21 protein-coding genes are annotated in these 22,476 nt (G+C 73.0%); 11 read left to right on the top strand and 10 right to left on the bottom strand.

Annotated features, from left to right (window positions below):
• The first annotated feature begins 17 nt into the window (after positions 1–17).
• Positions 18–1,229, top strand: coding sequence for a pyridoxal phosphate-dependent aminotransferase (locus ABZY31_RS03355; RefSeq protein WP_356404291.1), 1,212 nt, complete (start codon positions 18–20; stop codon positions 1,227–1,229).
• Between the two features lie 88 nt (positions 1,230–1,317).
• A complete protein-coding gene (locus ABZY31_RS03350; protein WP_356404289.1) occupies positions 1,318–1,710 on the top strand; it encodes a hypothetical protein in 393 nt (130 codons plus the stop codon).
• Positions 1,711–1,817: 107 nt separating this feature from the next.
• Here ABZY31_RS03350 and ABZY31_RS03345 read toward each other — a convergent pair whose 3' ends face one another.
• Positions 1,818–2,285, bottom strand: coding sequence for a hypothetical protein (locus ABZY31_RS03345; protein WP_356404287.1), 468 nt, complete (start codon positions 2,283–2,285; stop codon positions 1,818–1,820).
• Between the two features lie 388 nt (positions 2,286–2,673).
• Positions 2,674–4,524: a phosphoenolpyruvate carboxykinase (GTP) gene (locus ABZY31_RS03340; RefSeq protein ID WP_356404285.1), complete on the bottom strand. Its 1,851-nt coding sequence runs from the start codon at positions 4,522–4,524 to the stop codon at positions 2,674–2,676.
• Between the two features lie 253 nt (positions 4,525–4,777).
• Between ABZY31_RS03340 and ABZY31_RS03335 the strand changes: the two genes are divergently transcribed.
• Complete coding sequence (locus ABZY31_RS03335; RefSeq protein WP_356404426.1) at positions 4,778–5,461, top strand: hemolysin III family protein; 684 nt, start codon at positions 4,778–4,780, stop codon at positions 5,459–5,461.
• A 73-nt stretch (positions 5,462–5,534) separates the two neighbouring features.
• Here the strand turns inward: ABZY31_RS03335 and ABZY31_RS03330 are convergent, their stop codons facing one another.
• Complete coding sequence (locus ABZY31_RS03330) at positions 5,535–7,661, bottom strand: thioredoxin domain-containing protein (RefSeq protein ID WP_356404283.1); 2,127 nt, start codon at positions 7,659–7,661, stop codon at positions 5,535–5,537.
• Between the two features lie 174 nt (positions 7,662–7,835).
• Here ABZY31_RS03330 and ABZY31_RS03325 point away from each other — a divergent pair, with 174 nt between their 5' ends.
• Positions 7,836–8,402 carry a Uma2 family endonuclease gene (locus ABZY31_RS03325; protein ID WP_356404281.1) on the top strand — a complete coding sequence of 189 codons (567 nt, stop codon included), beginning with the start codon at positions 7,836–7,838 and terminating at the stop codon, positions 8,400–8,402.
• Between the two features lie 78 nt (positions 8,403–8,480).
• Here the strand turns inward: ABZY31_RS03325 and ABZY31_RS03320 are convergent, their stop codons facing one another.
• On the bottom strand, positions 8,481–9,275 hold the full coding sequence (locus ABZY31_RS03320; RefSeq protein ID WP_356404279.1) for a DUF4344 domain-containing metallopeptidase: 795 nt from the start codon (positions 9,273–9,275) through the stop codon (positions 8,481–8,483).
• 153 nt (positions 9,276–9,428) lie between these two features.
• On the opposite strand from ABZY31_RS03320, the gene ABZY31_RS03315 reads away from it, so the two are divergent.
• Positions 9,429–12,605 (top strand): tetratricopeptide repeat protein, encoded by a 3,177-nt coding sequence (locus ABZY31_RS03315; protein ID WP_356404277.1) that lies wholly within the window; start codon positions 9,429–9,431, stop codon positions 12,603–12,605.
• A gap of 90 nt (positions 12,606–12,695) precedes the next feature.
• Here ABZY31_RS03315 and ABZY31_RS03310 read toward each other — a convergent pair whose 3' ends face one another.
• Together ABZY31_RS03310 and mca are read right to left on the bottom strand one after the other, a co-directional pair.
• A complete protein-coding gene (locus ABZY31_RS03310; RefSeq protein WP_356404275.1) occupies positions 12,696–12,929 on the bottom strand; it encodes a hypothetical protein in 234 nt (77 codons plus the stop codon).
• Positions 12,930–12,931: 2 nt separating this feature from the next.
• Positions 12,932–13,813: a mycothiol conjugate amidase Mca gene (gene mca / locus ABZY31_RS03305; protein WP_356404273.1), complete on the bottom strand. Its 882-nt coding sequence runs from the start codon at positions 13,811–13,813 to the stop codon at positions 12,932–12,934.
• A gap of 125 nt (positions 13,814–13,938) precedes the next feature.
• On the opposite strand from mca, the gene ABZY31_RS03300 reads away from it, so the two are divergent.
• Both ABZY31_RS03300 and greA read left to right on the top strand, forming a co-directional pair.
• Positions 13,939–14,355 carry a DUF4307 domain-containing protein gene (locus tag ABZY31_RS03300; protein WP_356404271.1) on the top strand — a complete coding sequence of 139 codons (417 nt, stop codon included), beginning with the start codon at positions 13,939–13,941 and terminating at the stop codon, positions 14,353–14,355.
• Positions 14,356–14,582: 227 nt separating this feature from the next.
• Positions 14,583–15,080, top strand: a complete 498-nt coding sequence (gene greA, locus ABZY31_RS03295) for a transcription elongation factor GreA (RefSeq protein WP_356404269.1) — start codon at positions 14,583–14,585, stop codon at positions 15,078–15,080.
• A 112-nt stretch (positions 15,081–15,192) separates the two neighbouring features.
• Here the strand turns inward: greA and ABZY31_RS03290 are convergent, their stop codons facing one another.
• From ABZY31_RS03290 to ilvA, 3 genes are all read right to left on the bottom strand, one after another.
• A complete protein-coding gene (locus tag ABZY31_RS03290; protein WP_356404267.1) occupies positions 15,193–16,050 on the bottom strand; it encodes an ABC transporter permease in 858 nt (285 codons plus the stop codon).
• Entirely contained in the window at positions 16,047–17,012 is a 966-nt protein-coding gene (locus ABZY31_RS03285) for an ATP-binding cassette domain-containing protein (protein ID WP_356404265.1), read from the bottom strand. Before ABZY31_RS03285 ends, ABZY31_RS03290 begins: the two co-directional genes overlap by 4 nt.
• Before the next feature lie 85 nt (positions 17,013–17,097).
• Complete coding sequence (gene ilvA, locus ABZY31_RS03280) at positions 17,098–18,330, bottom strand: threonine ammonia-lyase (RefSeq protein ID WP_356404263.1); 1,233 nt, start codon at positions 18,328–18,330, stop codon at positions 17,098–17,100.
• 233 nt (positions 18,331–18,563) lie between these two features.
• Between ilvA and ABZY31_RS03275 the strand changes: the two genes are divergently transcribed.
• The 3 genes from ABZY31_RS03275 to ABZY31_RS03265 all read left to right on the top strand — a co-directional run bounded on the left by ABZY31_RS03275 (position 18,564) and on the right by ABZY31_RS03265 (position 19,934).
• Positions 18,564–19,085, top strand: coding sequence for a MarR family transcriptional regulator (locus tag ABZY31_RS03275; protein ID WP_356404261.1), 522 nt, complete (start codon positions 18,564–18,566; stop codon positions 19,083–19,085).
• Positions 19,086–19,230: 145 nt separating this feature from the next.
• A complete protein-coding gene (locus ABZY31_RS03270; RefSeq protein ID WP_356404424.1) occupies positions 19,231–19,683 on the top strand; it encodes a sigma factor-like helix-turn-helix DNA-binding protein in 453 nt (150 codons plus the stop codon).
• Complete coding sequence (locus tag ABZY31_RS03265) at positions 19,683–19,934, top strand: hypothetical protein (protein ID WP_356404259.1); 252 nt, start codon at positions 19,683–19,685, stop codon at positions 19,932–19,934. Before ABZY31_RS03270 ends, ABZY31_RS03265 begins: the two co-directional genes overlap by 1 nt.
• 39 nt (positions 19,935–19,973) lie before the next feature.
• On the opposite strand, the gene ABZY31_RS03260 is transcribed toward ABZY31_RS03265, so the two are convergent.
• A complete protein-coding gene (locus ABZY31_RS03260) occupies positions 19,974–21,131 on the bottom strand; it encodes a cystathionine gamma-synthase (RefSeq protein ID WP_356404257.1) in 1,158 nt (385 codons plus the stop codon).
• A 163-nt stretch (positions 21,132–21,294) separates the two neighbouring features.
• Here ABZY31_RS03260 and ABZY31_RS03255 point away from each other — a divergent pair, with 163 nt between their 5' ends.
• Positions 21,295–22,401, top strand: coding sequence for a hypothetical protein (locus ABZY31_RS03255; RefSeq protein WP_356404255.1), 1,107 nt, complete (start codon positions 21,295–21,297; stop codon positions 22,399–22,401).
• Positions 22,402–22,476 lie beyond the last annotated feature (75 nt).

Here is a 22,476-nt window from a genome sequence, read left to right as displayed (position 1 = left end):
CGCCGTAAGCTCCCGCCATGCAGGTGATCCAGTCAACGAAACTCGCCAATGTCTGCTACGAGATCCGCGGGCCCGTGCTCGAAGAGGCCATGCGGCTCGAAGCGGCAGGTCATCGCATCCTCAAGCTCAACACGGGCAACCCGGCGGCCTTCGGCTTCGAGTGCCCGCCGGAGATCCTCGAGGACATCCTCCGCAACCTGGGCACGGCCCACGGGTACGGGGACGCGAAGGGGCTGCTGTCCGCGCGCCGCGCGGTGATGCAGCACTACCAGACCAAGGGCATCGACCTGGACGTCGAGGACGTCTACATCGGCAACGGGGTCTCCGAGCTGATCCAGATGTCCATGCAGGCGCTGCTGGACGACGGCGACGAGGTGCTCGTCCCGGCGCCCGACTACCCGCTGTGGACCGCCTCCGTGTCGCTCGCGGGCGGCACCGCCGTGCACTACCGGTGCGACGAGCAGTCCGACTGGATGCCGGACCTCGCCGACATCGAGCGGAAGATCACCGACCGCACCCGCGCCCTGGTGATCATCAACCCGAACAACCCGACCGGCGCGGTCTACGACGACGAGATGCTGCGCGGGCTGACGGACATCGCCCGCCGCCACGGCCTCGTGGTGTGCTCGGACGAGATCTACGACCGGATCCTCTTCGACGGCGCCACGCACACACCGACCGCCGCCATCGCGCCGGACCTGCTGACCCTGACCTTCAACGGGCTGTCCAAGAACTACCGCGTCGCCGGGTACCGCTCGGGCTGGATGGCGGTCTGCGGCCCCAAGCAGCACGCGTCCTCCTACATCGAGGGCCTGACGATCCTGGCCAACATGCGCCTGTGCGCGAACATGCCCTCGCAGCACGCGGTGGCCACCGCCCTCGGCGGCCGCCAGTCGATCGTGGACCTGGTGCTGCCGGGCGGGCGGCTGCTGGAGCAGCGCGACACGGCGTACGACCTGCTCACGCAGATCCCGGGGATCACCTGTGTGAAGCCCAAGGGCGCGCTGTACCTCTTCCCGAAGCTGGATCCCACGGTCTACAAGATCAAGGACGACCGGCAGATGGTCCTTGACCTGCTCCGGGCCGAGAAGATCATGGTCGTGCACGGTACGGGCTTCAACTGGCCCGAGCCCGACCACTTCCGCATCGTCACCCTGCCCAACGCCAAGGACCTGGCTGACGCGGTGACCCGGATCGGCACCTTCCTGGACGGCTACGGGCAGCATTAGCACCACCCGCCAGGCACAGCCGGATTCAACTCAACTTTAGAACGAATCCAATGTAGGATGGTCTCCTGACCCCGCAGGAGGCCCCCTCGTGTACGAGCCGATCCGCACCAAGTCGGTCCACCGCATGAGCGGCGGCCGCGCCGATTACCCGCACAGCAGCCGCGGCGAAGCGCTGGACACCCAGCTCGCCGGACACCTGGCCGCGCTGCTCGCCGTCACCGACGAGCTGGGACTGGAGGAGGCCGCCGAGCGGATCTCCGGCCAGGTCGCCCGGCTGCGCGGCCGCGTGCCCGCCCGCATCAAGGGCAGGCCCGCCGCCGCCGGGGACGCCGACCGCGGGGCCCTGCACCAGCGCGCCCACGACCTCGCCGCCCGCGCGCTCGTGGTCGCCGCCTCGCGCGCCGACACCGCCGTGGCGATCCTCGCCGCCGAGCGCATGGACGCGCACTCCGCCGCCGCCGACCCGGCAGGCGCCCTCTAGACGGCCCCGGTCCGGGGCCGCGGAGGCCTCGGACCGGGTGCCATGTTCCCCGCGCGTTCCGCTCCGCCCGGCGCGTCGCGCCGCCGGCGCCCGTGCCCGCGTACGCCTCAGCCCGCGGTCGGCGTCGCGGACAGTTCCACCCCCGCCACCCCGCACCACGGCACCACGCCCGCGGGCCACACCGGACCGGCCGCCTCCGCCCGGCCGACCTCGCCCGGCGCCCCGGCGGCCACGGTGACCTGCGCCCGCACCGGCACGTCGTCCCCCTGGTCCGGCGTGACCGGAGCCGCGGACCCGCGCGCGTCACCGCCCCGGCGGAACTCCACGGTCACGACGTACGCGCCCGCCCGCGCGGTCCGGCTCACCGCCTCCACCCGGGCCAGCACCCGACGGCTTGCCGGATCGATTCGGCAGCCCGTCACCGCCACGTCCTCGGCCACCGGCCGCGCCGCCGCGCCCGCCGCCCCGGAGGGGCGGGGCCCGCTGCTCGCCCACACGTACAGGCCGAACGGGACGAAGACCATTCCCGCGGCCACCATCACCAGCGCGGCCAGCCACCCGCTCACTTGCCTCATGACCGCCTCACGGGACGCGCATCCATGCCTGAGCCTTGCCTCATGGCACCGATGATTCACCCGCGGCCCCACAGCGACCACCCGCTCGGGCGACGTTCACTCAACCGCGCGGCGAAACCGGGCCCCTGAAGATCGTGCAAGGCCCGCCGGGAAACGCCGGACGGCGGGCCTCCGCCAGAGCAGAGGCCCGCCGTCGGCAGACGCACACGGTCTTCCGGGGAAGGCCGCGGAGAGTCCTGGTCGGGACATCCCGCGTCGGTCCTCGGCCGGGGACAGCCGGCCGCGGTTCAGGGGGCGGCCACCGCGTGGTGGCCGGGGCGGGCCACCACGTGGTGGCCCCGGGGGGCCGGCCGCGAGGGCCGGCGGGAGGTGGGCTGAGCCGAGGTGACTAGCCGAGGCGCTCGACCAGCGCGTGGTACTGGTCCCACAGCTCCTTGGGGGTGTGGTCGCCGTAGGTGTTCAGGTGCTCGGGGACCAGTGCGGCCTCGTCGCGCCAGATCTCCTTGTCGACCGTGAGCAGGAAGTCGAGGTCCTCGGCGGGGAGGTCCAGGCCGTCCGTGTCGAGGGAGGCCACGGTCGGCAGGATGCCGATGGGGGTCTCGACGCCCTCGGCGGTGCCGTCGAGGCGCTCGACGATCCACTTCAGGACGCGGCTGTTCTCGCCGAAGCCCGGCCACACGAACTTGCCCGCGTCGTTCTTGCGGAACCAGTTCACGTAGTAGATCTTCGGGAGCTTGGCCTCGTCCCCGCGGGCCGTCGCCGTCGCGCCGACGTTGACCCAGTGGCCCATGTAGTCGCCCATGTTGTAACCGCAGAACGGCAGCATGGCGAAGGGGTCGCGGCGCAGCTCGCCGACCTTGCCCTCGGCGGCGGCGGTCTTCTCGGAGGCGATGTTCGAACCGATGAAGACGCCGTGGTTCCAGTCGAAGGACTCGGTGACCAGCGGCACGGCCGAGGCACGGCGGCCGCCGAAGAGGATCGCGGAGATCGGGACGCCCTTGGGGTCCTCCCACTCCGGGGCGATCGTCGGGCACTGCGAGGCGGGAACCGCGAAGCGGGCGTTGGGGTGGGCCGCCGGAGTGTCCGATTCCGGAGTCCAGTCGTTGCCCTTCCAGTCGATCAGGCGCGTCGGCGCCTCCTCGGTCATGCCCTCCCACCAGACGTCGGAGCCGTCCGGGGTGAGCGCGACGTTGGTGAAGACGGTGTTCGCGTACATCGTCTTCATGGCGTTGGCGTTGGTGTGCTCACCGGTGCCGGGGGCGACGCCGAAGAACCCGGCCTCCGGGTTGATCGCGTACAGCCGCCCGTCGGCGCCGAAGCGCATCCAGGCGATGTCGTCGCCGACCGTCTCGACGGTCCAGCCGGGGATCGTGGGCTCCAGCATGGCGAGGTTGGTCTTGCCGCAGGCGGACGGGAAGGCGGCGGCGATGTACTTCGCCTCGCCCTGCGGCGGCGTCAGCTTGAGGATCAGCATGTGCTCGGCCAGCCAGCCCTCGTCGCGGGCCATGACGGACGCGATGCGCAGGGCGTAGCACTTCTTGCCGAGCAGGGCGTTGCCGCCGTAGCCCGAGCCGAAGGACCAGATCTCGCGCGTCTCGGGGAAGTGCGAGATGTACTTGGTGGTGTTGCACGGCCACGGCACGTCGGCCTGGCCCTCGGCGAGCGGCGCGCCGAGGGTGTGGACGGCCTTGACGAAGAAGCCGTCGGTGCCGAGTTCGGCGAGGACGGGGGCTCCCATGCGGGTCATGGTGCGCATGGCGACGGCGACGTAGGCGGAGTCGGTGATCTCGACGCCGATCGCGGACAGTTCGGAGCCGAGCGGGCCCATGCAGAAGGGGACGACGTACATCGTCCGGCCCTTCATGGCGCCGCGGAAGATCCCCTTCTCGCCCGCGAAGACCTCCTTCATTTCCGAAGGAGCCTTCCAGTGGTTCGTGGGGCCCGCGTCCTCGGCCTTCTCGGAGCAGATGAAGGTCCGGTCCTCGACGCGCGCGACGTCGGAGGGGTCGGAGGCGGCGTAGTACGAGTTCGGGCGCTTGGCGGGGTCGAGCTTCTTGAACGTGCCCCGGGCCACGAGCTCCTCGCACAGGCGCTCGTACTCGGCCTCGGATCCGTCGCACCAGACGATCCGGTCCGGCTCGGTGATCGCCGCGATCTCGTCGACCCAGGCGATCAGTTCGGCGTGATCGGTGGGGAGGACCGTCGGGTGGGTGGTGGGAGCCGCGTTGTCGCGCGCCACGATTGCTCCTTGTTGAGGGGTTTGTTTGGTGTTTGCCCCGTGGGGGCTGCGACCCGGACGCTTCGCGCTCCGCTCATCCGGTGCCGACCGCACTCATCTGATCATCGGGTGCCTCTGCGCATATGTCCAGGGGGCCTCTCACGTGAGCATCACCACTCGTGTCAATCTTCGGCAAAGGCCGCTAACCGAAACCTACGGACCCGTAGATAGCATGAGGACCATGACTTCTGACGCCGCCGACGTGGCCGGACCCATGATCGGGCCCCAGGCCGGACCCATGACCGCACCGCAGGCCGACGCCGAGATCAAGCCGCTGATGCGCGGCTGGCTGCACACGGGGATGTTCCCCGCCGTGGTCGTCGCGGGCGTGGCGCTCATGGCCTTCACCGACTCGACCAAGGCCCGCGTGGCCGTCGGGGTGTACGTCCTCACGGCCTGCCTGCTCTTCGGAGTCAGCGCGGTCTACCACCGGGGCACCTGGGGGCCGCGCGGCGAAGCCATCCTGCGCCGCCTCGACCACGCCAACATCTTTCTGATCATCGCAGGGACCTATACCCCGCTGACGGTGCTTCTGCTCCCGGCCTCCTCCGGACGGACGCTCCTGTGGGCGGTCTGGATCGCCGCGGCGGCCGGCATCGCCTTCCGCGTCTTCTGGGTCGGCGCCCCGCGCTGGCTCTACACGCCCTGCTACATCGCGATGGGCTGGGCCGCCGTCTTCTTCCTCCCCGACTTCATGCGGACGGGCGGGATCGCCGTCCTCGTCCTGGTGATCGTCGGCGGACTCCTCTACAGCGCGGGCGGGGTCATCTACGGGATGAAGCGCCCCAACCCCTCGGTCCGCTACTTCGGCTTCCACGAGGTCTTCCACTCGCTGACCCTGGTCGCCTTCGTCACCCACTTCGTGGGCATCGCGATGGCGGCCGCCCGGGTCGCGTAGCACGCCCGGCCGCACGCGAACGGCCCGCCACCGGTCTTGAGGACTCGGGGGCGGGCCGTCGGCGTGACGCAGGTCAGGAGCGGTCCGCGGCCAACTGCGCGACCAGCTCCGCCGGGTCCGTCGCCGGCAGCGCGCAGACGAAGTGCCGGCACACGTACGCCGTCGGCCGGCCGCCCACCAGGTCCCGGCCCGCCAGCAGCGGGAACTCCCCCACACCGCCGTCCGCCGTACCCGGCGTCCCCGCCGCCACCACCGCGCCCGGAGCCGTCGCCAGCAGCGCGGTCCGGTGCAGCGCGGCCGTCGCCGGGTCCTCCGGGGGCCCGGCCACCGCCACCTCGCGCGGCCCGTCCAGCAGCGCCTCGACCACCGCCAGCCCCTGCCCGATGAAGCGCGGGGCGCGCGGCCCGAGCGCCCCCACCACGCCGAGCGCCCGCTCCGCCGCCGTCCGGTGCGCCTCCGAGCCGGTGTGCGCGGCGTACGACAGGAGCGCCCCGGCGGCCGCGGTCCACCCCGAGGGCGCGGCGGTGTCGGTCGGGTCCTGCGGGCGCCGGATCAGCTGCTCCGCGTCGTGCGCGGTGTCGTACAGCGAGCCGTCCTGCGCGGTGAACCGGTCCAGGACCAGGTCCAGCAGGAAGCCGGCGAACTCCAGCCAGACCCCTTCCCCGGTGACCGACGCCAGCGCCAGGAACCCCTCCGCAACGTCGCCGTAGTCCTCCAGCACCCCGGCGTTGACGCCGACCCGGCCGTCCTTGCTGGTCCGGGCGAGGCGGGCGCGGCCGTCCATGTGCACGCGGACCAGCAGGTCCGCGGCCTCGGTGGCCCGCTCGACCAGGTCGGGCCGCTCGAAGTACGCCCCGCACTCGGCGAGGGCGGCGATGGCCAGCCCGTTCCAGGCGGCCACGATCTTGTCGTCCCGCCCGGGCGCGGGCCGCTCGGCGCGTGCGGCGAGCAGCCGCGCCCTGATGCCGGCGGCCCGCTCGGCGTCGGCGCCGTAACCGTCGTCGTCGCGGCCGTCGTCGTCACGGCCGTCCTCGCCGTCGGCGCCGTCGCGGTCGTCCTCGCCGTGGGGGTGGCGCGCCGGGAGCTGGAGGACGGACGTCCCGTGCTCGAAGGTGCCCTCCTCGGTCACCCCGAACAGCGCCGCGGCGAACGTGCCGTCCGCCTCCCCCAGCACCGCCGTCAACTGCTCCGGCGTCCAGGCGTAGTACGCGCCCTCGACGTGCTTGCCGGTCGCCGGATCCTCGCTGTCCGCGTCCAGCGCCGAGGCGTAACCGCCCTCGCGGGTCCGCAGCTCCCGGACCATGAAGTCGGCGGTCTCCAGCGCCACCCGCCGGGCCAGCGCGGAGCCGGTGGCCCGCCACAGGTGCGCGTACGCCCGGCACAGCAGCGCGTTGTCGTAGAGCATCTTCTCGAAGTGCGGGACCACCCACTCGCGGTCCACCGAGTAACGGGCGAAGCCGCCGCCGAGCTGGTCGTAGATCCCGCCCCGGGCCATCGCCCCGCAGGTCCGCTCGGCCATCTGGAGCGCGCCCTCGGCCCCGGTGCGCGCGTGGTGGCGCAGCAGGAACTCGATGACCATGGACGGCGGGAACTTGGGTGCGCCGCCGAACCCGCCGCGCGCCTCGTCGTACTCCCGGGTCAGCCCGAGCAGCGCCTGCGCCGGCACGTCGGCCCCCGGCAGCCCGGTCCTGCCGTACTCCAGCTGCCGCCCGGCCAGGTCGCGCGTGATCCGCTCCGCGACCTCGCCCACCTCGTCGCGGCGCCCGGTCCAGGCCGCCTGCACGCCTTCCAGCACCTGCGTGAAGGAGGGCATCCCGTGGCGGGGCTCGGGCGGGAAGTAGGTCCCGAAGTAGAAGGGCTGCGCGTCGGCGTCGAGGAAGACGGTCATGGGCCAGCCGCCCTGACCCGTGGCCGCCTGGACGGCCTCCATGTAGACGGCGTCGACGTCGGGCCGCTCCTCGCGGTCGACCTTGACGTTGACGAAGTGCTCGTTCATGTAGGCGGCGGTCGGATCGTCCTCGAAGGACTCGTGCGCCATGACATGGCACCAGTGGCACGCGGAGTAACCGACCGAAAGCAGAACGGGTACATTGCGCCGCTGCGCTTCCTCGAACGCCTCGGGCCCCCAGGGCCACCAGTCGACGGGGTTGTCAGCGTGCTGAAGCAGATAAGGGGAGGTCATGCCAGCCAGCCGGTTCATACGACCCAGCCTCTCACAGCGCCTGCCACGAGCGGCGAAACCCTCACGTGGCCACCCGGCTTGGCCGAATTACACCTGTGGACCCACATGCAGCGGGGCAGCTCCTTCCCCTCGGAACAGTAGGCTGGGCTCAGCAGCGCTGGACCTGCCGAGGCTCCTCGAAGGAGGTACGCCATGACCGCCGAGAGGCTGGCACCGGCGTGGATGCATTCGCAGATCAACGCGGAGCAGTACGACTCCTGGTCCGAGGAGCAGTGCGCCGGCATCGAGGTCGTGGACGGGATGGCCGTGGTGCGTCCGAGCGCCTCGAAACGGCACAACCGGCTGGCTCGGATGCTGGCCAATGCCCTGGACGCAGCTGCAGGCCCTGACTGGAACGCGGACACGGACTTCGACGTCCGCCTGCAGGACGTTCCGCTCACCAACCGCCGCCCTGACGTCATCGTCTACCGGGCAGAGACGATCGACCTCACGCCCACCCGCCCCGAACACGTCCTCCTGGTCGTCGAGGTCGTAGCACCCGGCTCGGAGACCACCGACCGGATCGTGAAGGTGGACCAGTACGCCAAGGCCGGCATCCCCTTCTACTGGCGGCTCGAGCAGGCCGCCACCGGTGTCCCGATCGTCTACACCTACGTCCTGGATCCCGCCACCAAGGCGTACAGGGACGGCGAGATGTTCACCGGCACGTTGAAGGCCACCGTCCCCTTCTCCCTCACGGTCGACCTCGGGGTCCTCTAAGGACGGAAGGGCTCGGCTTTCGGCATCCGCCCGAAAGCGCTCGGACAGCCGTTGTTCGCGAGCAGTCCCGCGCCCCGGTCATGCGCGGAGCAGGGGGGTCAGGTCTGCCAGCCACGACGTGCGGGTGGTGGTCCAGGTGGAGGGGCAGTGCGGGAAGCGGGGGGCCAGGTCCGGGTGGCGGGTGGGAGCCGCGCCGTACAGGTGGCACAGGTGGGCGGCGGCGCGGGCCGCGTCGGGGGCGTGCTCGTCCTGGTCGTCCGCGTGCGGGCCGGAGCCGGTGGCGGCGGCCAGTTCGTACTCCCGGGCCGCCAGGCGCAGGGCGCGTTCGCCCGGTGGGCCCTGGCGCAGCAGCATCAGTGCGGCGAAGCGGTCCGCCGCGTCCTCCTCCGCCCGGTCCTCGGCCGGCAGGTCCAGGGCGTCGGCGACCGCGTGGCCCGCCTCGTGGAAGAGGGTCTCGGTCCACACCGCGCCGACCGCCTCGTCGGCCGGGCGGTCACCGGCCCGTTCGAACAGGGCCCGGTCGTCGACGGCGTCGTCGTAGCAGAGCTCGATGCGGTGGGTCGCGGGGTCGTAGCCCGAGCCCTCGCCCGCGCAGGACCTGGCCACGACGGTCACGTCGTACGGCAGGACGAGGAACGCGTTCAGGCGGTCGGCCGCGTCCTCGGCGCCGCGTCCCGCGCGCAGCCGGTCCGCCTCCGCGCGGTCGGGCGCGGCGGCGGGTTCGTAGTGGACGCGGAAGGCGCCGCGGGCGGGCGGGCCTTCGGCGCGTCCGGCGGTGCAGCCGGCCGGCAGCGCCAGGGCCGCCAGGACCGCCGTCGCGGCCAGCGTCCGTACTCGTCGTCCGTATCGTCCGCGTCGCCGGCGTTGCCCCATGAGGTGATTGTCGGTCACCGAGTGGCTCGACGGGTCGTCAATTGGCCTGCCCGGCAAGGCCGGTACCTCTGAACTCGCTCAGATCCGCTCGCGCTCCCGGGGCGGGCGCAGGACACTTGGGGCTTCGCGGCGGGCTCTTCGAGGAGGATGCGCATGCGGGTCAGTCATCGTGGTGAGGCCGAGCGCCTGCTGGTGCGGGCCGTCGACGAGGAGCTGTTGCGGTCGGGGGCGGCCGGGGACAAGGCCGCGCTGCTCGCGCGGGGGCGGGAGGCGCTCGACGCGCTGGCCGCCAGCGCCGCCGAGGAGTACGCGGCGTACGTGGCGGCCCTGGACGAGGCCGCGGCCGGGGAGTACTCGCTGCGCGAGGCCTTCCGGCGGCAGAGCGCGTCCACGGCGATGCTGGCCTGCGCGGTGGCGGCGGTGGCCGCCTTCGGGACGGACCTGGCGCTCGACGCGGCTCCGGCGACGGCGGCGGCCACGGGGGCCGCGGCGCTGCTCGCGGGCGCCTTGGCGACGGTCGCCAAGGTGACGGGCACCCATCTGCCCGCGGCGAGCCGCCGGGCCGGTGCGCTGGGGCAGCCCGGGGGTCCGGAGCAGCTGAAGTTGCAGTGGCTGTCGGCGCTGGAGGTGCGCGGCATCCGGCCGTTCCTGGAGCGCCAGCGGCAGGTGACGGTGGCGGCCCAGCCCCAGCGCCCCGCACGGGCCCCGCAGTTGCGCGGGGTGGACCGCAGTGCGCAGGCGCGGCAGCGCAGGATGCTGGAGCAGTCGTTCGGGCAACTGCCGGAGCCCGCCGGGCCGTTCGCGGGGCGGCGGGCGGAGCTCGGGCAGATCGCGCAGTGGGTGCAGGCGGCGCGGGCGAGCACGCAGACCCGCCCGGTGGTGGTCGTGCTGCATGGTGAACCGGGGGTGGGGCGCACCGCGCTGGCGGTGCGGGCGGCGCACGAGCTGCGGGACCAGTTCCGGGGCGCGTGCGTGGTGGCGCTGAGCGGGAGCGGCGGGAGCGGCGAAGCGCCGCTGCCGACGCGGGAGGCGCTGCTGCACCTGTTGAACCGGCTGGGCGCGCCGCGCGAGCAGTTGCTGTTCCGGGAGCGGGCGTCGGCGGACCAGCAGGTGCGCAGGCTGGCGGAGCTGTACCACCAGCATCTACGGGGGATGCCGGTGACGGTGGTGCTGGACGACGCGGTGGACGCGGCGCAGGTGCGCACGCTGGTGCCGGAGCGTTCGGACGGCCTGGTGCTGGTGACGGCGCGGACGGCGCTGGAGCTGCCCGCGGACACTCCGGCGTGGGTGCACCACCTGGCGGTGGAGCGGCTGGGGGCGGCGGAGTCCGCGGAGGTGGTGCGGGCGGGCGCGCAGGCGGCGGGCACGGGCCCGTACGCGGACGAGGTGACCGCGGGGCTGCTGGCGCTGGGGGCGGGGCTGCCGCTGGCGCTGCGGGTGCTGGCTCCGCTGGGCGGCGTACGGGCGGGTGAGGGGGGCCTGCTGGAGCGGGCGCTGGAGCTGGCGTACGTACGGCTGCCGGAGGACCGGCGGCGGCTGCTGCGGCGGCTCGCGCTGGCGGGGCGGGCCTCGCTGGGGGCGGCCGCGGCGGGGGCGCTGATCGGGGCGGACCGGGCGGAGGCGGTGCGGCTGCTGCGGGAGCTGGCGAAGGCGGGGCTGCTGGACCACGTGCGCGGGGAGCGCTACCGGATGCACGACGCGGTGCGCGCGTTCGCGGCGGCGCGGCTGGCGGCGGACGAGGAGCGGGCGGAGGCGACGGCGGCGCACGAGCGGCTGATCCGGAACTACGCGCAGCTGGCGGACTCGGTGATCCGGATGGTCGACGGGAAGACCTCGACGCGGGCGAACCATTTCGACGGGCACGGTTTCGCCTCGCTGGACGCGGCGCTGAGCTGGCTGGAGGAGGAGTCGAGCTTCATCACCTCGGCGCTGCGGCAGTCGGAGGGGGTGGACCAGCAGGCGGTGCTCGACCTGCTGGGGGCGCTGTGCGATTTCTGTCTGCTGCGCGGGGACCTGTACCGGCTCGGGGAGATCAACGAGCTGGCGCAGGCGGTCGACCAGGGGCTGCTGGTGCGTTCGGTGCAGTGGCGCACGGGGATCGCGGCGCGCCAGCTCGGTGAGCTGGACCGGGCGCGCACCACGCTGACGTCGGTGGTGGACCAGTACATGGAGGCGCACCAGGAGGCGGGCGCGGCGATGGCGCTGGTCTCGCTGGGGATCACGCTGCACCACCAGGGGAACCTGCCGGAGGCGGCGGCGCGGATCCGGGAGGCGATCGCGCTCCAGGAGCCGCCGGAGCTGGCGGGTGACCGGGCGTGGGCGCTGCACGCGCTGGCGGCGGTGGAGCGGGACCGGGCGCACCTGGCGGAGGCGCTGACGCTGCTGGAGCGCTCGCTGGTGCTGCACCGGGAGAACGAGAGCGTGCACGGCGAGGCGTGGGCGCACTTCCAGCTGGGGCAGGTGTGTCTGCGGATGGACGACGTGCCGCGCGCGGAGGCGGAGCTGCGGCTCGCGCTGGAGCTGTACGGGCGCACGCACGACGGCCGGGGAAGGGCGTGGGCGCTGACGCAGCTGGGGCGGGCCCGGGTGGTGGACGGGGATCCGGAGCCGGCGGTGGAGCAGTTGCGGGAGGCGCTCGCGCTGCACCGGGAGGCGGAGGACGCGCGCGGCGAGGCATGGACGCTGTACTACCTCGGGCAGGCGCTGGAGGAGAGCGGGGAGCGGGATCCGGCGGTGCGGGAGCTGGAGCGGGCGCGGGCGATGTTCTCGCGGATGCGGGACGTGTACGGGCTGGCGTGCGCGCGCCACCATTCGGGGCGGGTGACCCGGGACCAGCGGGCGGCGCAGACCGGCAACCTGCGCAATTCCGGCTTCGCGCGGCAGCTGCTGGTGGACGCGCGGGCGGACTTCCGGCGGATCGGGCTGGCCCACGGCGAGGGCTGGACGTGCCTGGAGCTGGCGGTGGTGGACGCGGGCAACGGGCGGCTGGCCCAGGCGGCGGGGCTGTGCGAGGAGGCGGGGCGGCTGTTCGCCTCGTACGGGGACCTGCGGGGCGCGGACTGGGCGCGCTTCCTGCGCTGCACGATGCTGGCGTACGCGGTCCCGGGCCCGGAGGGTCTGGCGGCGGCCCGCGCGGAACTCGAAGCCCTGCTCGCCGACGCGCACCCGGCGCGGGACGGGAAGCTGGAGGACTGCCTGGAGCCGTACGGGGTGATCCTGGCGCGCGGCGTGGACCCGGCGGAGGGCTGGCAGGGGTGGCGGCTGTCGATGGTCCCGGACCGGCACTCGCGGGAGATCATGGGCGTCCCGGTGGCGGCCCCGTCGGCGTAGGCGCGGGCGGCCCCCTCACCAGCCGGCTCGGGCAGGCGGAGCCCGCCGCTCCGCCCCGTGGACGGGGCCGGAGCGGCGGGTCGCGGGGGCCTACGGGGCCCGCGGGGCCTCGGTCGCGGCGGGGCCGGTGGCGGCCGGGTCGGGTGCCTCCTCGAAGGCGACCCGGCCCATGTGGCGGTTCATCGACTTCATCAGGAACCACACGCCGACGGCGAGGGCCGCGAACACGATGAAGCCGAGGAGGCCGGGGGTCACCTTGTTCTTGTCGAAGGTGTCACCCGCCAGCGGAAGGAGCCGGGTCAGTGCTGCGTGCGTAGCGCTCATAGCTACGCATTCTCCCGGATGCCCGCGAAGAGGTCGGACTCGGGGAGGGACGTATCGACGAGCGACTTCGCCAGCTCGTACTCCTCCGTGGGCCAGACCTCCTTCTGGACGTCCATGGGCACGCGGAACCAGCCGCCGTCCGGGTCGATCTGGGTGGCGTGCGCGATGAGGGCCTTGTCGCGGATCTCGAAGAACTCGGCGCAGGGGATGTGCGTGGTCAGGGTCCGCTCCTTGCGCTCGAACTCCTTCCAGCGCTCCAGCCACTCCCCGTAGGGGGATTCCATGCCGCGCGCGAGGAGCGCCTCGTGCAGGGCGACGGTGCGCGGCTTGTTGAAGCCCTGGTTGTAGTAGAGCTTGAGCGGCTGGTACGCCGGTCCGAACTCGTCCTCGGGGTACTTCTCGGTGTCGGCCGCGCCCTCGAAGGCCACCATGGAGATCTGGTGGGTCATGATGTGGTCGGGGTGCGGGTAGCCGCCGTTCTCGTCGTAGGTGGTGATGACCTGCGGGCGGAACGCGCGGATCTTCTTCACCAGCTCGCCGGCGGCCTCGTCGACGTCCGCGAGGGCGAAGCAGCCCTCGGGCAGCGGCGGCAGCGGGTCGCCCTCGGGGAGGCCGGAGTCCACGTAACCGAGCCATTCCTGCTCGACGCCGAGGATCTCGCGGGCCTCGTCCATCTCCTTGGCGCGCACCTCGTGGATGTGCTCCTCGATGTACGTGTCGCCCTGGAGCTTGGGGTTCAGGATCGAGCCGCGCTCGCCGCCGGTGCAGGTGACGACCAGTACGGGCACCCCCTCGGACACGTACTTGGCCATGGTGGCCGCGCCCTTGCTCGACTCGTCGTCGGGGTGGGCGTGGACGGCCATCAGTCGAAGCTGCTCGGTCAAGACAGGATCCTCTGTGATTCGTCAGGGTGAGGGCTCTCTATAGTGACCGAATCGGGGGGCCGAAAATTCCGGGGGCGGCACGGCCCGGGGACCCTCCCCGGCGATCCCTTGCGAGAGGAACGATCATGAGCACGGTGCGCGAGGGACTCCCCGAGGGCCGGTACGGCCGGTCGGCGGACGAGCGGACCGACCGCAGGCTCAAGATCGTCGGCTCCCTGCTGGGGGCGGTTCTGCTGGGCGTGATCGGCTGGATCGGCTGGGACTACGTCGGCGGCCAGAGCGTCAGCGGCGAGATCATCAAGTTCCAGGTGGTCTCGGACTCCGAGGTGCGGGTGCACCTGGAGGTCCGCAAGGAGGCCTCGGTCACCGGCGTGTGCACGCTCAGCTCGCAGGACAAGGGGCACGGCGAGGTCGGCCGGGCCGACTACACCTTCGCCCAGGCGACGGACCGGGTGGACGAGCTGGTCTCGCTGAAGACCACCGGCCGCGCCGCCATGATCGAACTGGTCGGCTGCCAGCAGTCCGAGGGCTCCGCGCGCTAGCCGGGCCGGTCCGGTCCGGGGCCGCCGTACCGTGAGCCCGGGGCCGTCCCACGGGCCGCCGTACGGGTGATCATGAAGTGCCCGGGGGCCGTGCTCCCGGGGCCTGACACACTTCACACGCTCGGTGTCCTCCCCCTTTTCTTCCCGAATTGTTAGGCTCGTGGTTTCGCCCGTTGCCGGCGACATTGTTGTCCCCCCGAGTCCCCCTGTACCGACGAGGAGCACCTGTGACCCAGACGAGCGAGAGCGTCACCTGGCTGACCCAGGCGGCGTACGACCAGCTGAAGGCCGAGCTGGACTACCTCTCTGGTCCCGCACGCACGGAGATCGCGGTCAAGATCGCAGCCGCCCGCGAAGAGGGCGACCTGCGGGAGAACGGCGGTTACCACGCGGCCAAGGAGGAGCAGGGCAAGATGGAGCTGCGCGTCCGCCAGCTGACGCAGCTCCTGGAGAAGGCCAAGGTCGGCACCGCGCCCGCCTCCGACGGCGTGGTCGCGCCCGGCACCCTCGTGACCATCGCCTTCGACGGAGACGAGGACGACACGCTGGAGTTCCTGCTGGCCTCCCGCGAGTACGCCTCCTCGGACTTCGAGACCTACTCGCCGCAGTCCCCGCTGGGCTCCGGCGTGATGGGCAAGTCGGTCGGCGAGGACGCCGAGTACGAGCTGCCGAACGGCAAGAAGGCCCAGGTCAAGATCCTGGCCGTGACGCCGTTCAACGGCTGAGACCACGCCGCGGCCGATGCCGTGCGCACAGCAGAGCCCCCGCCGGACGCGCTCCGGCGGGGGCTCTCGCGTACGGGCGTACGAGCCGTACGGGCGTACGGGCGGACCGGCGCTACGCGGTCGCCGAGCGGTACTTGCGGACCGCCAGGGTCCGGAAGACCACGATGATCACCACGGACCAGATCACGGACGCCAGGACCGGGTGCTGCATGGGCCAGGCGGCCGGGGCCTCGTAGCCGGGCGGCAGGTTCCCGAAGAGCTCCCGGGCGGCCTGGACGGTCGCGCTGAAGGGGTTCCACTCCGCGATGTGCCGCAGGAAGGCCGGCATGTTGTCGGACGGGACGAACGCGTTCGAGATGAAGGTCAGCGGGAAGAGCCAGATCAGCCCGCCCGAGGTCGCCGCCTCCGGCGTGCGCACCGAGAGCCCGATCAGCGCCCCGATCCACGAGAAGGCGTACCCGAGCAGGAGCAGCAGGGCGAAGCCCGCCAGCACCTTGCCCAGGTTCTCGTGGGTGCGCCAGCCGACGATCAGCGCGACGACCGCCAGGACCACGATGGTCAGGGCCGTCTGGACCAGGTCCGCCAGGGTGCGCCCGGTCAGGACCGCACCGCGCGCCATGGGCAGCGAGCGGAAGCGGTCGATGAGGCCCTTGTGCATGTCGTCCGCGATGCCCGCGCCGGCTCCGGCGGTGGCGAAGGTGACGGTCTGGGCGAAGATGCCCGCCATCAGGAACTCGCGGTAGGCGGCGGGCGAGGTGTTGCCGCCGACGCTGATGGAGCCGCCGAAGACGTAGCTGAACAGCACGACGAACATGACCGGCTGGATGACCCCGAAGATGATCATCTCGGGGATGCGGGACATCCGGATCAGGTTCCGCTTGGCGATCACCAGTGAGTCGTTGACCCCCTGGACGATGCCGCCGCGCGGGCGCGGGGCGGTCAGCTCCGGGGTGCGGGAGGTGATGCTCACTTGGCTTCCTCCTCGTCCGCCAGTTCGGCCGCGTGGCCGGTCAGGGAGATGAACACGTCGTCCAGGGTCGGGCGGCGCAGGCCGATGTCGTCGATCTCGATGCCCCGGCCGTCCAGTTCGCGGATGACCTCGGCGAGCAGCTTGGCGCCGCCCGTCACGGGCACGGTGAGCTTGCGGGTGTGCTCCTCGACGGTCGTCTCGCCCTTGCCGAACGCGGCGAGGACCTCGCGGGCGGTGGCGATGTGGTCGCGCTCGTGCACGACCACCTCGACGCGCTCGCCGCCGGTGCGGGCCTTGAGCTGGTCGGAGGTGCCGCGGGCGATGACCTTGCCGTGGTCGACGACGCAGATGTCGTGGGCCAGGTGGTCGGCCTCTTCGAGGTACTGGGTGGTGAGCAGCAGGGTGGTGCCGCCGGCCACGAGTTCCTGGATGATCCCCCACAGCTGCTGGCGGTTGCGGGGGTCGAGGCCGGTGGTCGGCTCGTCCATGAACATCACGGGCGGGCTGACGACGAGGGCGGCCGCGAGGTCGAGGCGGCGGCGCATGCCGCCGGAGTAGGTCTTGGCCGTGCGGTCGGCGGCGTCGCCGAGGTTGAAGCGTTCGAGGAGCTCGTCCGCGCGGGCCTTCGCCGCCTTGGCCTTCATCTGGTAGAGCTGTCCCACCATCCGGAGGTTCTCGCGGCCGGTCAGGTACTCGTCGACGGCCGCGAACTGGCCGGACAGGCCGATCGCCCGGCGCACCTCGTTGGGGTGCTTGAGGACGTCGATCCCGGCGACGACGGCCTTGCCGCTGTCGGGCTGGAGCAGCGTGGTCAGGACGCGCACGGCAGTGGTCTTGCCCGCCCCGTTGGGGCCGAGCAGACCGAGGACGGTGCCTTCGGGGACATCGAGGTCCACCCCGTCCAGAGCCCGTACGTCGCCGAAGGTCTTCACCAGACCTTCGGCGTAGATGGCGCCTGGCATATGGATATCTCCTAGCGAAAAGGATCTTTCCTGCGCAAATCTCTTGGTTGGGCGGGCCGGGGTGGGTCGGGCCGGGCGGGACGGGTTACCCCATCACCTTGTACCCGGCGCTGTGCAGCGACCGCGCGACCTCCGCGCAGTGCTCCTGGCCCTTGGTCTCCAGGTGCAGTTCCACCTCCACCTCGGTGAGCCCGAGCCGCGGATCGGTCCGCACGTGACTCACGTCCAGCACGTTCGCGTCCACTCCCGACAGCACCGCCAGCAGCCCGGCCAGCGCGCCCGGCCGGTCCGTCACCCGCAGCCGCAGCGACAGGTAGCGGCCTGCGGCGGCCATGCCGTGCCGCAGGATCCGCTGGAGCAGCAGCGGATCCACGTTGCCGCCGGACAGGACGGCGACGACCGGGCCGTCGCCGTACCGCTCGGGCTCGCTCATCAGCGCGGCGACGGGACTGCAGCCCGCCGGTTCCACGACGAGCTTGGCCCGCTCCATGCAGAGCAGCAGCGCCCGGGAGAGCGCGTCCTCGGACACCGTACGCACGTCGTCGAGGAGTTCGCCGATGATTTTGAAGGGAACGTCGCCGGGACGCCCCACCTTGATGCCGTCGGCCATCGTCTGCGGGGCCTCGATGGAGACCGGGTGGCCGACCTTGAGCGAGGGCGGATAGGCGGCCGCGCCGGCCGCCTGCACGCCGACGACCCGCACGTCCGGGCGCAGCGCCTTGACCGCGACCGCGATGCCGGCCGCCAGGCCGCCGCCGCCGATGCCGACGACGATCGTGCGGACCTCGGGGCACTGCTCCAGGATCTCCAGGCCCACCGTGCCCTGGCCCGCGATGATGTCGCGGTGGTCGAAGGGGTGGATGAACACCGCCCCGGTGCGGTCCGCGTAGTCCTGGGCGGCGGCGAGGGTCTCGTCGACGACCTGGCCGTGCATGCGGACCTCCGCGCCGTAGTCGCGGGTGGCGGCGACCTTGGGCAGCGGGGCGCCGACCGGCATAAACACGGTGGAGCGGACCCCGAGCAGCGAGGAGGCCAGGGCGACGCCCTGGGCGTGGTTCCCGGCGCTGGCGGCGACGACCCCGGCGGCGCGCTGCTCGGGCCGCAGCCCGGAGATCCGTACGTAGGCGCCGCGCAGCTTGAAGGAGCCGGTGCGCTGGAGGTTCTCGCACTTGAAGTGGACGGGGGCGCCGACGAGCGAGGTGAGGTACCGGCTGCCCTCCATGGCGGTCACCCGCGAGACGCCGGACAGCATCTTCTGGGCCCCCCGGACGTCGTCGAGGATGACCTGGGGAACGGGCTCCGGCACGCGGTAGTTCATGGCGCCAAGTCTGGCAGCTGCGCGCGGACCCGGCCCGGTGCGTCCGGGGGGCGGACCGGACGCCCCCTCGGGGCGGGGGGCGAAATCTCGCCATCCGAGACCGGGGCGGAGGGCGGCGGATGTCCGCCCCGGAACGGCCGTACCAGTTCTCGCACGAGGCGTACGAGCCGCAGCGCGGCCGCGTACTCTGTCCCCCATCCTTGTCGGCCCCCATGTGAAGAGAGCCCACGGCCATGCCTTCCACTCCGGCCAGTTCCGACCTCCCGGCGGCGCCGGACGCGCCCGCCGGGGCGGGTCTCCTCGACGCGCTCCAGCACCAGGTGGCGGTCTTCGCCCGGCGGGCGGAGCAGACCCGCCTCGGCGGGGTCGGCCAGGCCCGCAACTCGATGGACCGCGCCGCGTACCTGCTGCTGAACCGCCTCGACCTGGAGGGTCCGATGGGCGTCAAGGCGCTCGCGGGCGGCATGGGCATCGACTCCTCGACCGTGACCCGCCAGGTCGCGCCGCTGGTCGACACGGGGCTGGTCAAGCGCACCTCGCACCCGGAGGACGGGCGCGCGGTGGTCCTCGCGCTGTCCCCGCGGGGGCTGGCGCGGCTGGAGGAGGTCCGCTCCTCGCGGCGCGAGCTGATGTCGCGGGTGACGGAGGGCTGGACGCAGGAGGAGCGCGAGGTGTTCACCGCACTCCTCACGCGCTTCAACCTGTCGCTGTCGGAACTGATGGCGGCGGTCGCCGAGGGCGGTCCGACCTCTTGACCCGGGTGGTCCGGCTGCCCGCACTATGTGGGTTGTGGACCACCGACCGGCGTACGGACAGGGGGAGTTCAGCGGACTCCCCGGTTCCCGCACGCTTCCCTACGCGGAGTTCGAGGCCTTCGTCGCGGGTGCGGCGGGCCGGCTCCTGCACGTCGCCGTCCTGCTGACCGCCGAGCCCGAACGGGCTGCGCCCGCCGCCCGGCGGCTGCTCTCGGGCGCGCTGGCGCGTACGTTCGCCGACTGGCGGCGGCTGCGCGGCGACGACCCCTACGCCGCGACCCGCGCCGAACTGTGCGCGGCCTTCGCCCGCTCCGCCTGGCGCCACCACGCGCGGCTCCGGCCGGGCGCGGAGGCGGGGGTGCTGGCGAGGCTGAGTCCGCAGGAACGTCTCGTGATCGTGCTGCGGGTGTACGAGGGGGTGGCGGAGGAGCAGGCGGCCGCGCTGCTCGGGATCCCCGCGGACCGGGTCCGGGCGGTGTGCCACCGGGCGATGACCGCCCTGCGGGCGGCCGCGGCGGCGGGCGGCGGGGACGAGGGGGTCGCCGGTGGCGCAGGGGCGGGTGCGCCGGGTCCGGCGCCGACCGGCCGGGCGGCGTGATGGGCGCCCCCGACCGCAGGGAGGCGGAGGTGCGGCGGCTGCTGGAGGGCCCGCACCCGGTGGTGCCCGTGGACCTCGCGGCCGTCGCCGCGGCCCGGGGCGCGCGGCTGCTGCGGCGCCGACGGGCGCTGCGCAGGCTCGGGTGGGCCCTGGTGTTCGCGGCGGCGGTCGCCTTCACGGTGTGGGCCTCGCTCGCCCACCCGTGGGAGGTCCCGCCGACGGACGTGGCCCCGCCCCTGCGGGGCTGGTAGGACCACGTCCACCGGACGGACCGGCGCTTTCGGAACTGTCTAGCCCAGGGCCTGGGTGAGGTCCGCGATCAGGTCGTCGGCGGCCTCGATGCCCACCGACAGGCGGACGAGGTCACCGGGGACCTCCAGGGCGGAGCCCGCCACGGAGGCGTGGGTCATCCGGCCCGGGTGCTCGATCAGGGACTCGACGCCGCCCAGGGACTCGCCCAGGGTGAAGAGCTTGGCGCGGTTGCAGACCTCGACCGCCGCCTCCTCGCCGCCGGCGACCTGGAAGGAGATCATGCCGCCGAAGGACTTCATCTGCTTCGCGGCGATCTCGTGGCCCGGGTGGTCCGGCAGGCCCGGGTACAGGACGCGGGTGACCTTCGCGTGGCGGGTCAGCATGTCGGCGACGCGCGTGGCGTTCTCCGAGTGCCGGTCCATGCGGACGGCCAGGGTCTTGATGCCGCGCAGCACGATCCAGGAGTCGAAGGGGCCGGCGACGGCGCCCATCGCGTTCTGGTGGTAGGCCAGCTCCTCGCCGAGGGCGGCGTCGGCCGTGATCAGCGCGCCGCCGACGACGTCCGAGTGCCCGCCCATGTACTTGGTGAGGGAGTGCAGCACCACGTCCGCGCCCAGCGCCAGCGGCTGCTGGAGGTAGGGGGACGCGAAGGTGTTGTCCACGACGAGCTTGGCGCCCGCCGTCCGCGCGATGTCGGCGATCACGGCGATGTCCGTGATGCCGAGGAGCGGGTTGGAGGGGGTCTCCACCCAGATGACCTTGGTCTTGGGCGTGATGGCCGCCTGGACCGCCGCAGCGTCGGAGGTGTCGGCCACCGACCACTCCACGCCCCAGCGGGAGACGACCTTCGCGAAGAGGCGGAAGGTGCCGCCGTACGCGTCGTTCGGGATGACCACGTGGTCGCCCGGGGAGAGCAGCGTGCGCAGCAGGCAGTCCTCGGCCGCCAGGCCCGAGGCGAAGGCGAGCCCGCGGCGGCCGCCTTCCAGCGCCGCCAGGTTCTCTTCCAGGGCGGTACGGGTCGGGTTCGCGCTGCGGCTGTACTCGTAGCCGCCGCGCAGGCCGCCGACGCCGTCCTGCTTGTACGTGGAGACCTGGTAGATCGGCGGTACGACCGCGCCGGTCAGCGGGTCCGCCTTGTTGCCCGCGTGGATGGCACGGGTCTCGAAGCTCTGGTGCTCGTGGCTGTCGTCGCTCATGGACAGAGCCTAAGGGCTGCCGGGGGGTGTCCGCGGTGAAGCGGCTGGTGGCGGGGGCGGTGGGTGCGCGGGGCGGCCCGGGCGGAGTCCGTCGGCGCCGGTCCGGGGCGCCGGTGGCACCCTCGTTCGCGTCCGGGGGGCCGCGTCTGGTTCGCTTGGGCGCATGGAGATTCTGTGGTTCCTGCTCGCGGTGGGCATGCTCGCCGCCGTCGTCGCGCCGTACGTCCGGCGCCGGCGTTCCGGGCTGCGCCTGGTGGCGCCCGGCAGCCCCGACGCCGCCGACCCCGAGAACTACGGTTTCGCCCGGCAGGAACAGCTCGACATCCGGGTCCCCGGCCCGGACCCGGACCTGATGGACGCCCTCGGCAACGTCGAGCGCAGCGGCCAGTGGCAGGCCGCGTCGATGCTGCTGGCCGGCACCCCGCGGGACGGCGAGGTGCGCTGGCAGCGCGTGCAGGCCTTCGCCGGGGCGGCGGCGCTGGACCTGGCGCAGCGGCCCGGGGTCGGGGCGCCGTGGCTGAAGGCGTGGCGGCTGGAGGCCCCCAAGGACGCGGGCGGCGCGCAGGTGCACGCCGAGCTGCTGGTCCAGCAGGCGTGGCGGCAGTCGGGCGGCGTGGGCACGACGGACCACCGGATCATCCTGGAGGAGGCCCGCACGGCGTGCGCCGGGGCCGCGCTGCTGGCTCCCGGCGACCCCGTCCCGTACATCACCGAGCTGGCCGTCGCCCGTGGACTGGGCTACTCCGAGGCCGAGTTCGACGCCCTGTGGGCGAAGGTCATCGACCGCGCGCCGGAGCACATGGGTGCGCACCTGGCGGCGCTCCACTACTGGTGCGAGAAGTGGCACGGCTCCCGCGAGAAGGCCGACGCCTTCACCCACCACGCGGCCGCCCGCGCCCCGCGCGGTTCGCTGCTCGCCGCGCTGCCGCTGTTCGCGGTGTACGAGCACCTGCCGGAGTTCACGACCGTGCAGAGCTTCTACCGGAGCGCGGTGGTCACCCGCGCCGTGGAGGGCGCGCTGTACGCCGTGCATTCGGCGCGCGCGGACGATCCGATGCTCGCGCACGTACGGCACCTGCTGATCCTGTTCCTGGTCAACGGCGAGCGGTGGGCCGAGGCGATGGAGCAGCTGCGGCACGTCGACGGCTACGTCGGCGCGCTGCCCTGGTCGCACAGCGCGGACCCGGCGGCGCACTACGCGGTGTACCGGGCGCTGGCGGTGGCGGGCTACGAGGCGAACGGCGGCTCGCCGGCGACGCTGCCGCACTGAGCGCGCGCCGCGGCAGGGCCCCGGCCGGGGCGGGGCCCGGGCCGAGGTCGCCGGGCAGGCGCCTCGCGCACGTCC

The sequence above is a fragment of the Streptomyces sp. NPDC006529 genome (assembly GCF_040611795.1).
GTDB lineage: Bacteria > Actinomycetota > Actinomycetes > Streptomycetales > Streptomycetaceae > Streptomyces.
Note: the sequence above shows the minus strand (reverse complement) of the source record. Positions and strands in the feature narration are given on the sequence as shown.

Bases quoted from the DNA above. Each gene is read 5' to 3' on its own strand.
- ABZY31_RS03355 (WP_356404291.1), top strand. From the start codon at position 18: ATGCAGGTGATCCAGTCAACGAAACTCGCCAATGTCTGCTACGAGATC.
- ABZY31_RS03345 (WP_356404287.1), bottom strand. From the start codon at position 2,285: ATGAGGCAAGTGAGCGGGTGGCTGGCCGCGCTGGTGATGGTGGCCGCG.
- ABZY31_RS03335 (WP_356404426.1), top strand. From the start codon at position 4,778: ATGATCGGGCCCCAGGCCGGACCCATGACCGCACCGCAGGCCGACGCC.
- ABZY31_RS03330 (WP_356404283.1), bottom strand. From the start codon at position 7,661: ATGAACCGGCTGGCTGGCATGACCTCCCCTTATCTGCTTCAGCACGCT.
- ABZY31_RS03325 (WP_356404281.1), top strand. From the start codon at position 7,836: ATGACCGCCGAGAGGCTGGCACCGGCGTGGATGCATTCGCAGATCAAC.
- ABZY31_RS03320 (WP_356404279.1), bottom strand. From the start codon at position 9,275: ATGGGGCAACGCCGGCGACGCGGACGATACGGACGACGAGTACGGACG.
- ABZY31_RS03315 (WP_356404277.1), top strand. From the start codon at position 9,429: ATGCGGGTCAGTCATCGTGGTGAGGCCGAGCGCCTGCTGGTGCGGGCC.
- ABZY31_RS03310 (WP_356404275.1), bottom strand. From the start codon at position 12,929: ATGAGCGCTACGCACGCAGCACTGACCCGGCTCCTTCCGCTGGCGGGT.
- ABZY31_RS03300 (WP_356404271.1), top strand. From the start codon at position 13,939: ATGAGCACGGTGCGCGAGGGACTCCCCGAGGGCCGGTACGGCCGGTCG.
- ABZY31_RS03285 (WP_356404265.1), bottom strand. From the start codon at position 17,012: ATGCCAGGCGCCATCTACGCCGAAGGTCTGGTGAAGACCTTCGGCGAC.
- ilvA (WP_356404263.1), bottom strand. From the start codon at position 18,330: ATGAACTACCGCGTGCCGGAGCCCGTTCCCCAGGTCATCCTCGACGAC.
- ABZY31_RS03275 (WP_356404261.1), top strand. From the start codon at position 18,564: ATGCCTTCCACTCCGGCCAGTTCCGACCTCCCGGCGGCGCCGGACGCG.
- ABZY31_RS03265 (WP_356404259.1), top strand. From the start codon at position 19,683: ATGGGCGCCCCCGACCGCAGGGAGGCGGAGGTGCGGCGGCTGCTGGAG.
- ABZY31_RS03260 (WP_356404257.1), bottom strand. From the start codon at position 21,131: ATGAGCGACGACAGCCACGAGCACCAGAGCTTCGAGACCCGTGCCATC.
- ABZY31_RS03255 (WP_356404255.1), top strand. From the start codon at position 21,295: ATGGAGATTCTGTGGTTCCTGCTCGCGGTGGGCATGCTCGCCGCCGTC.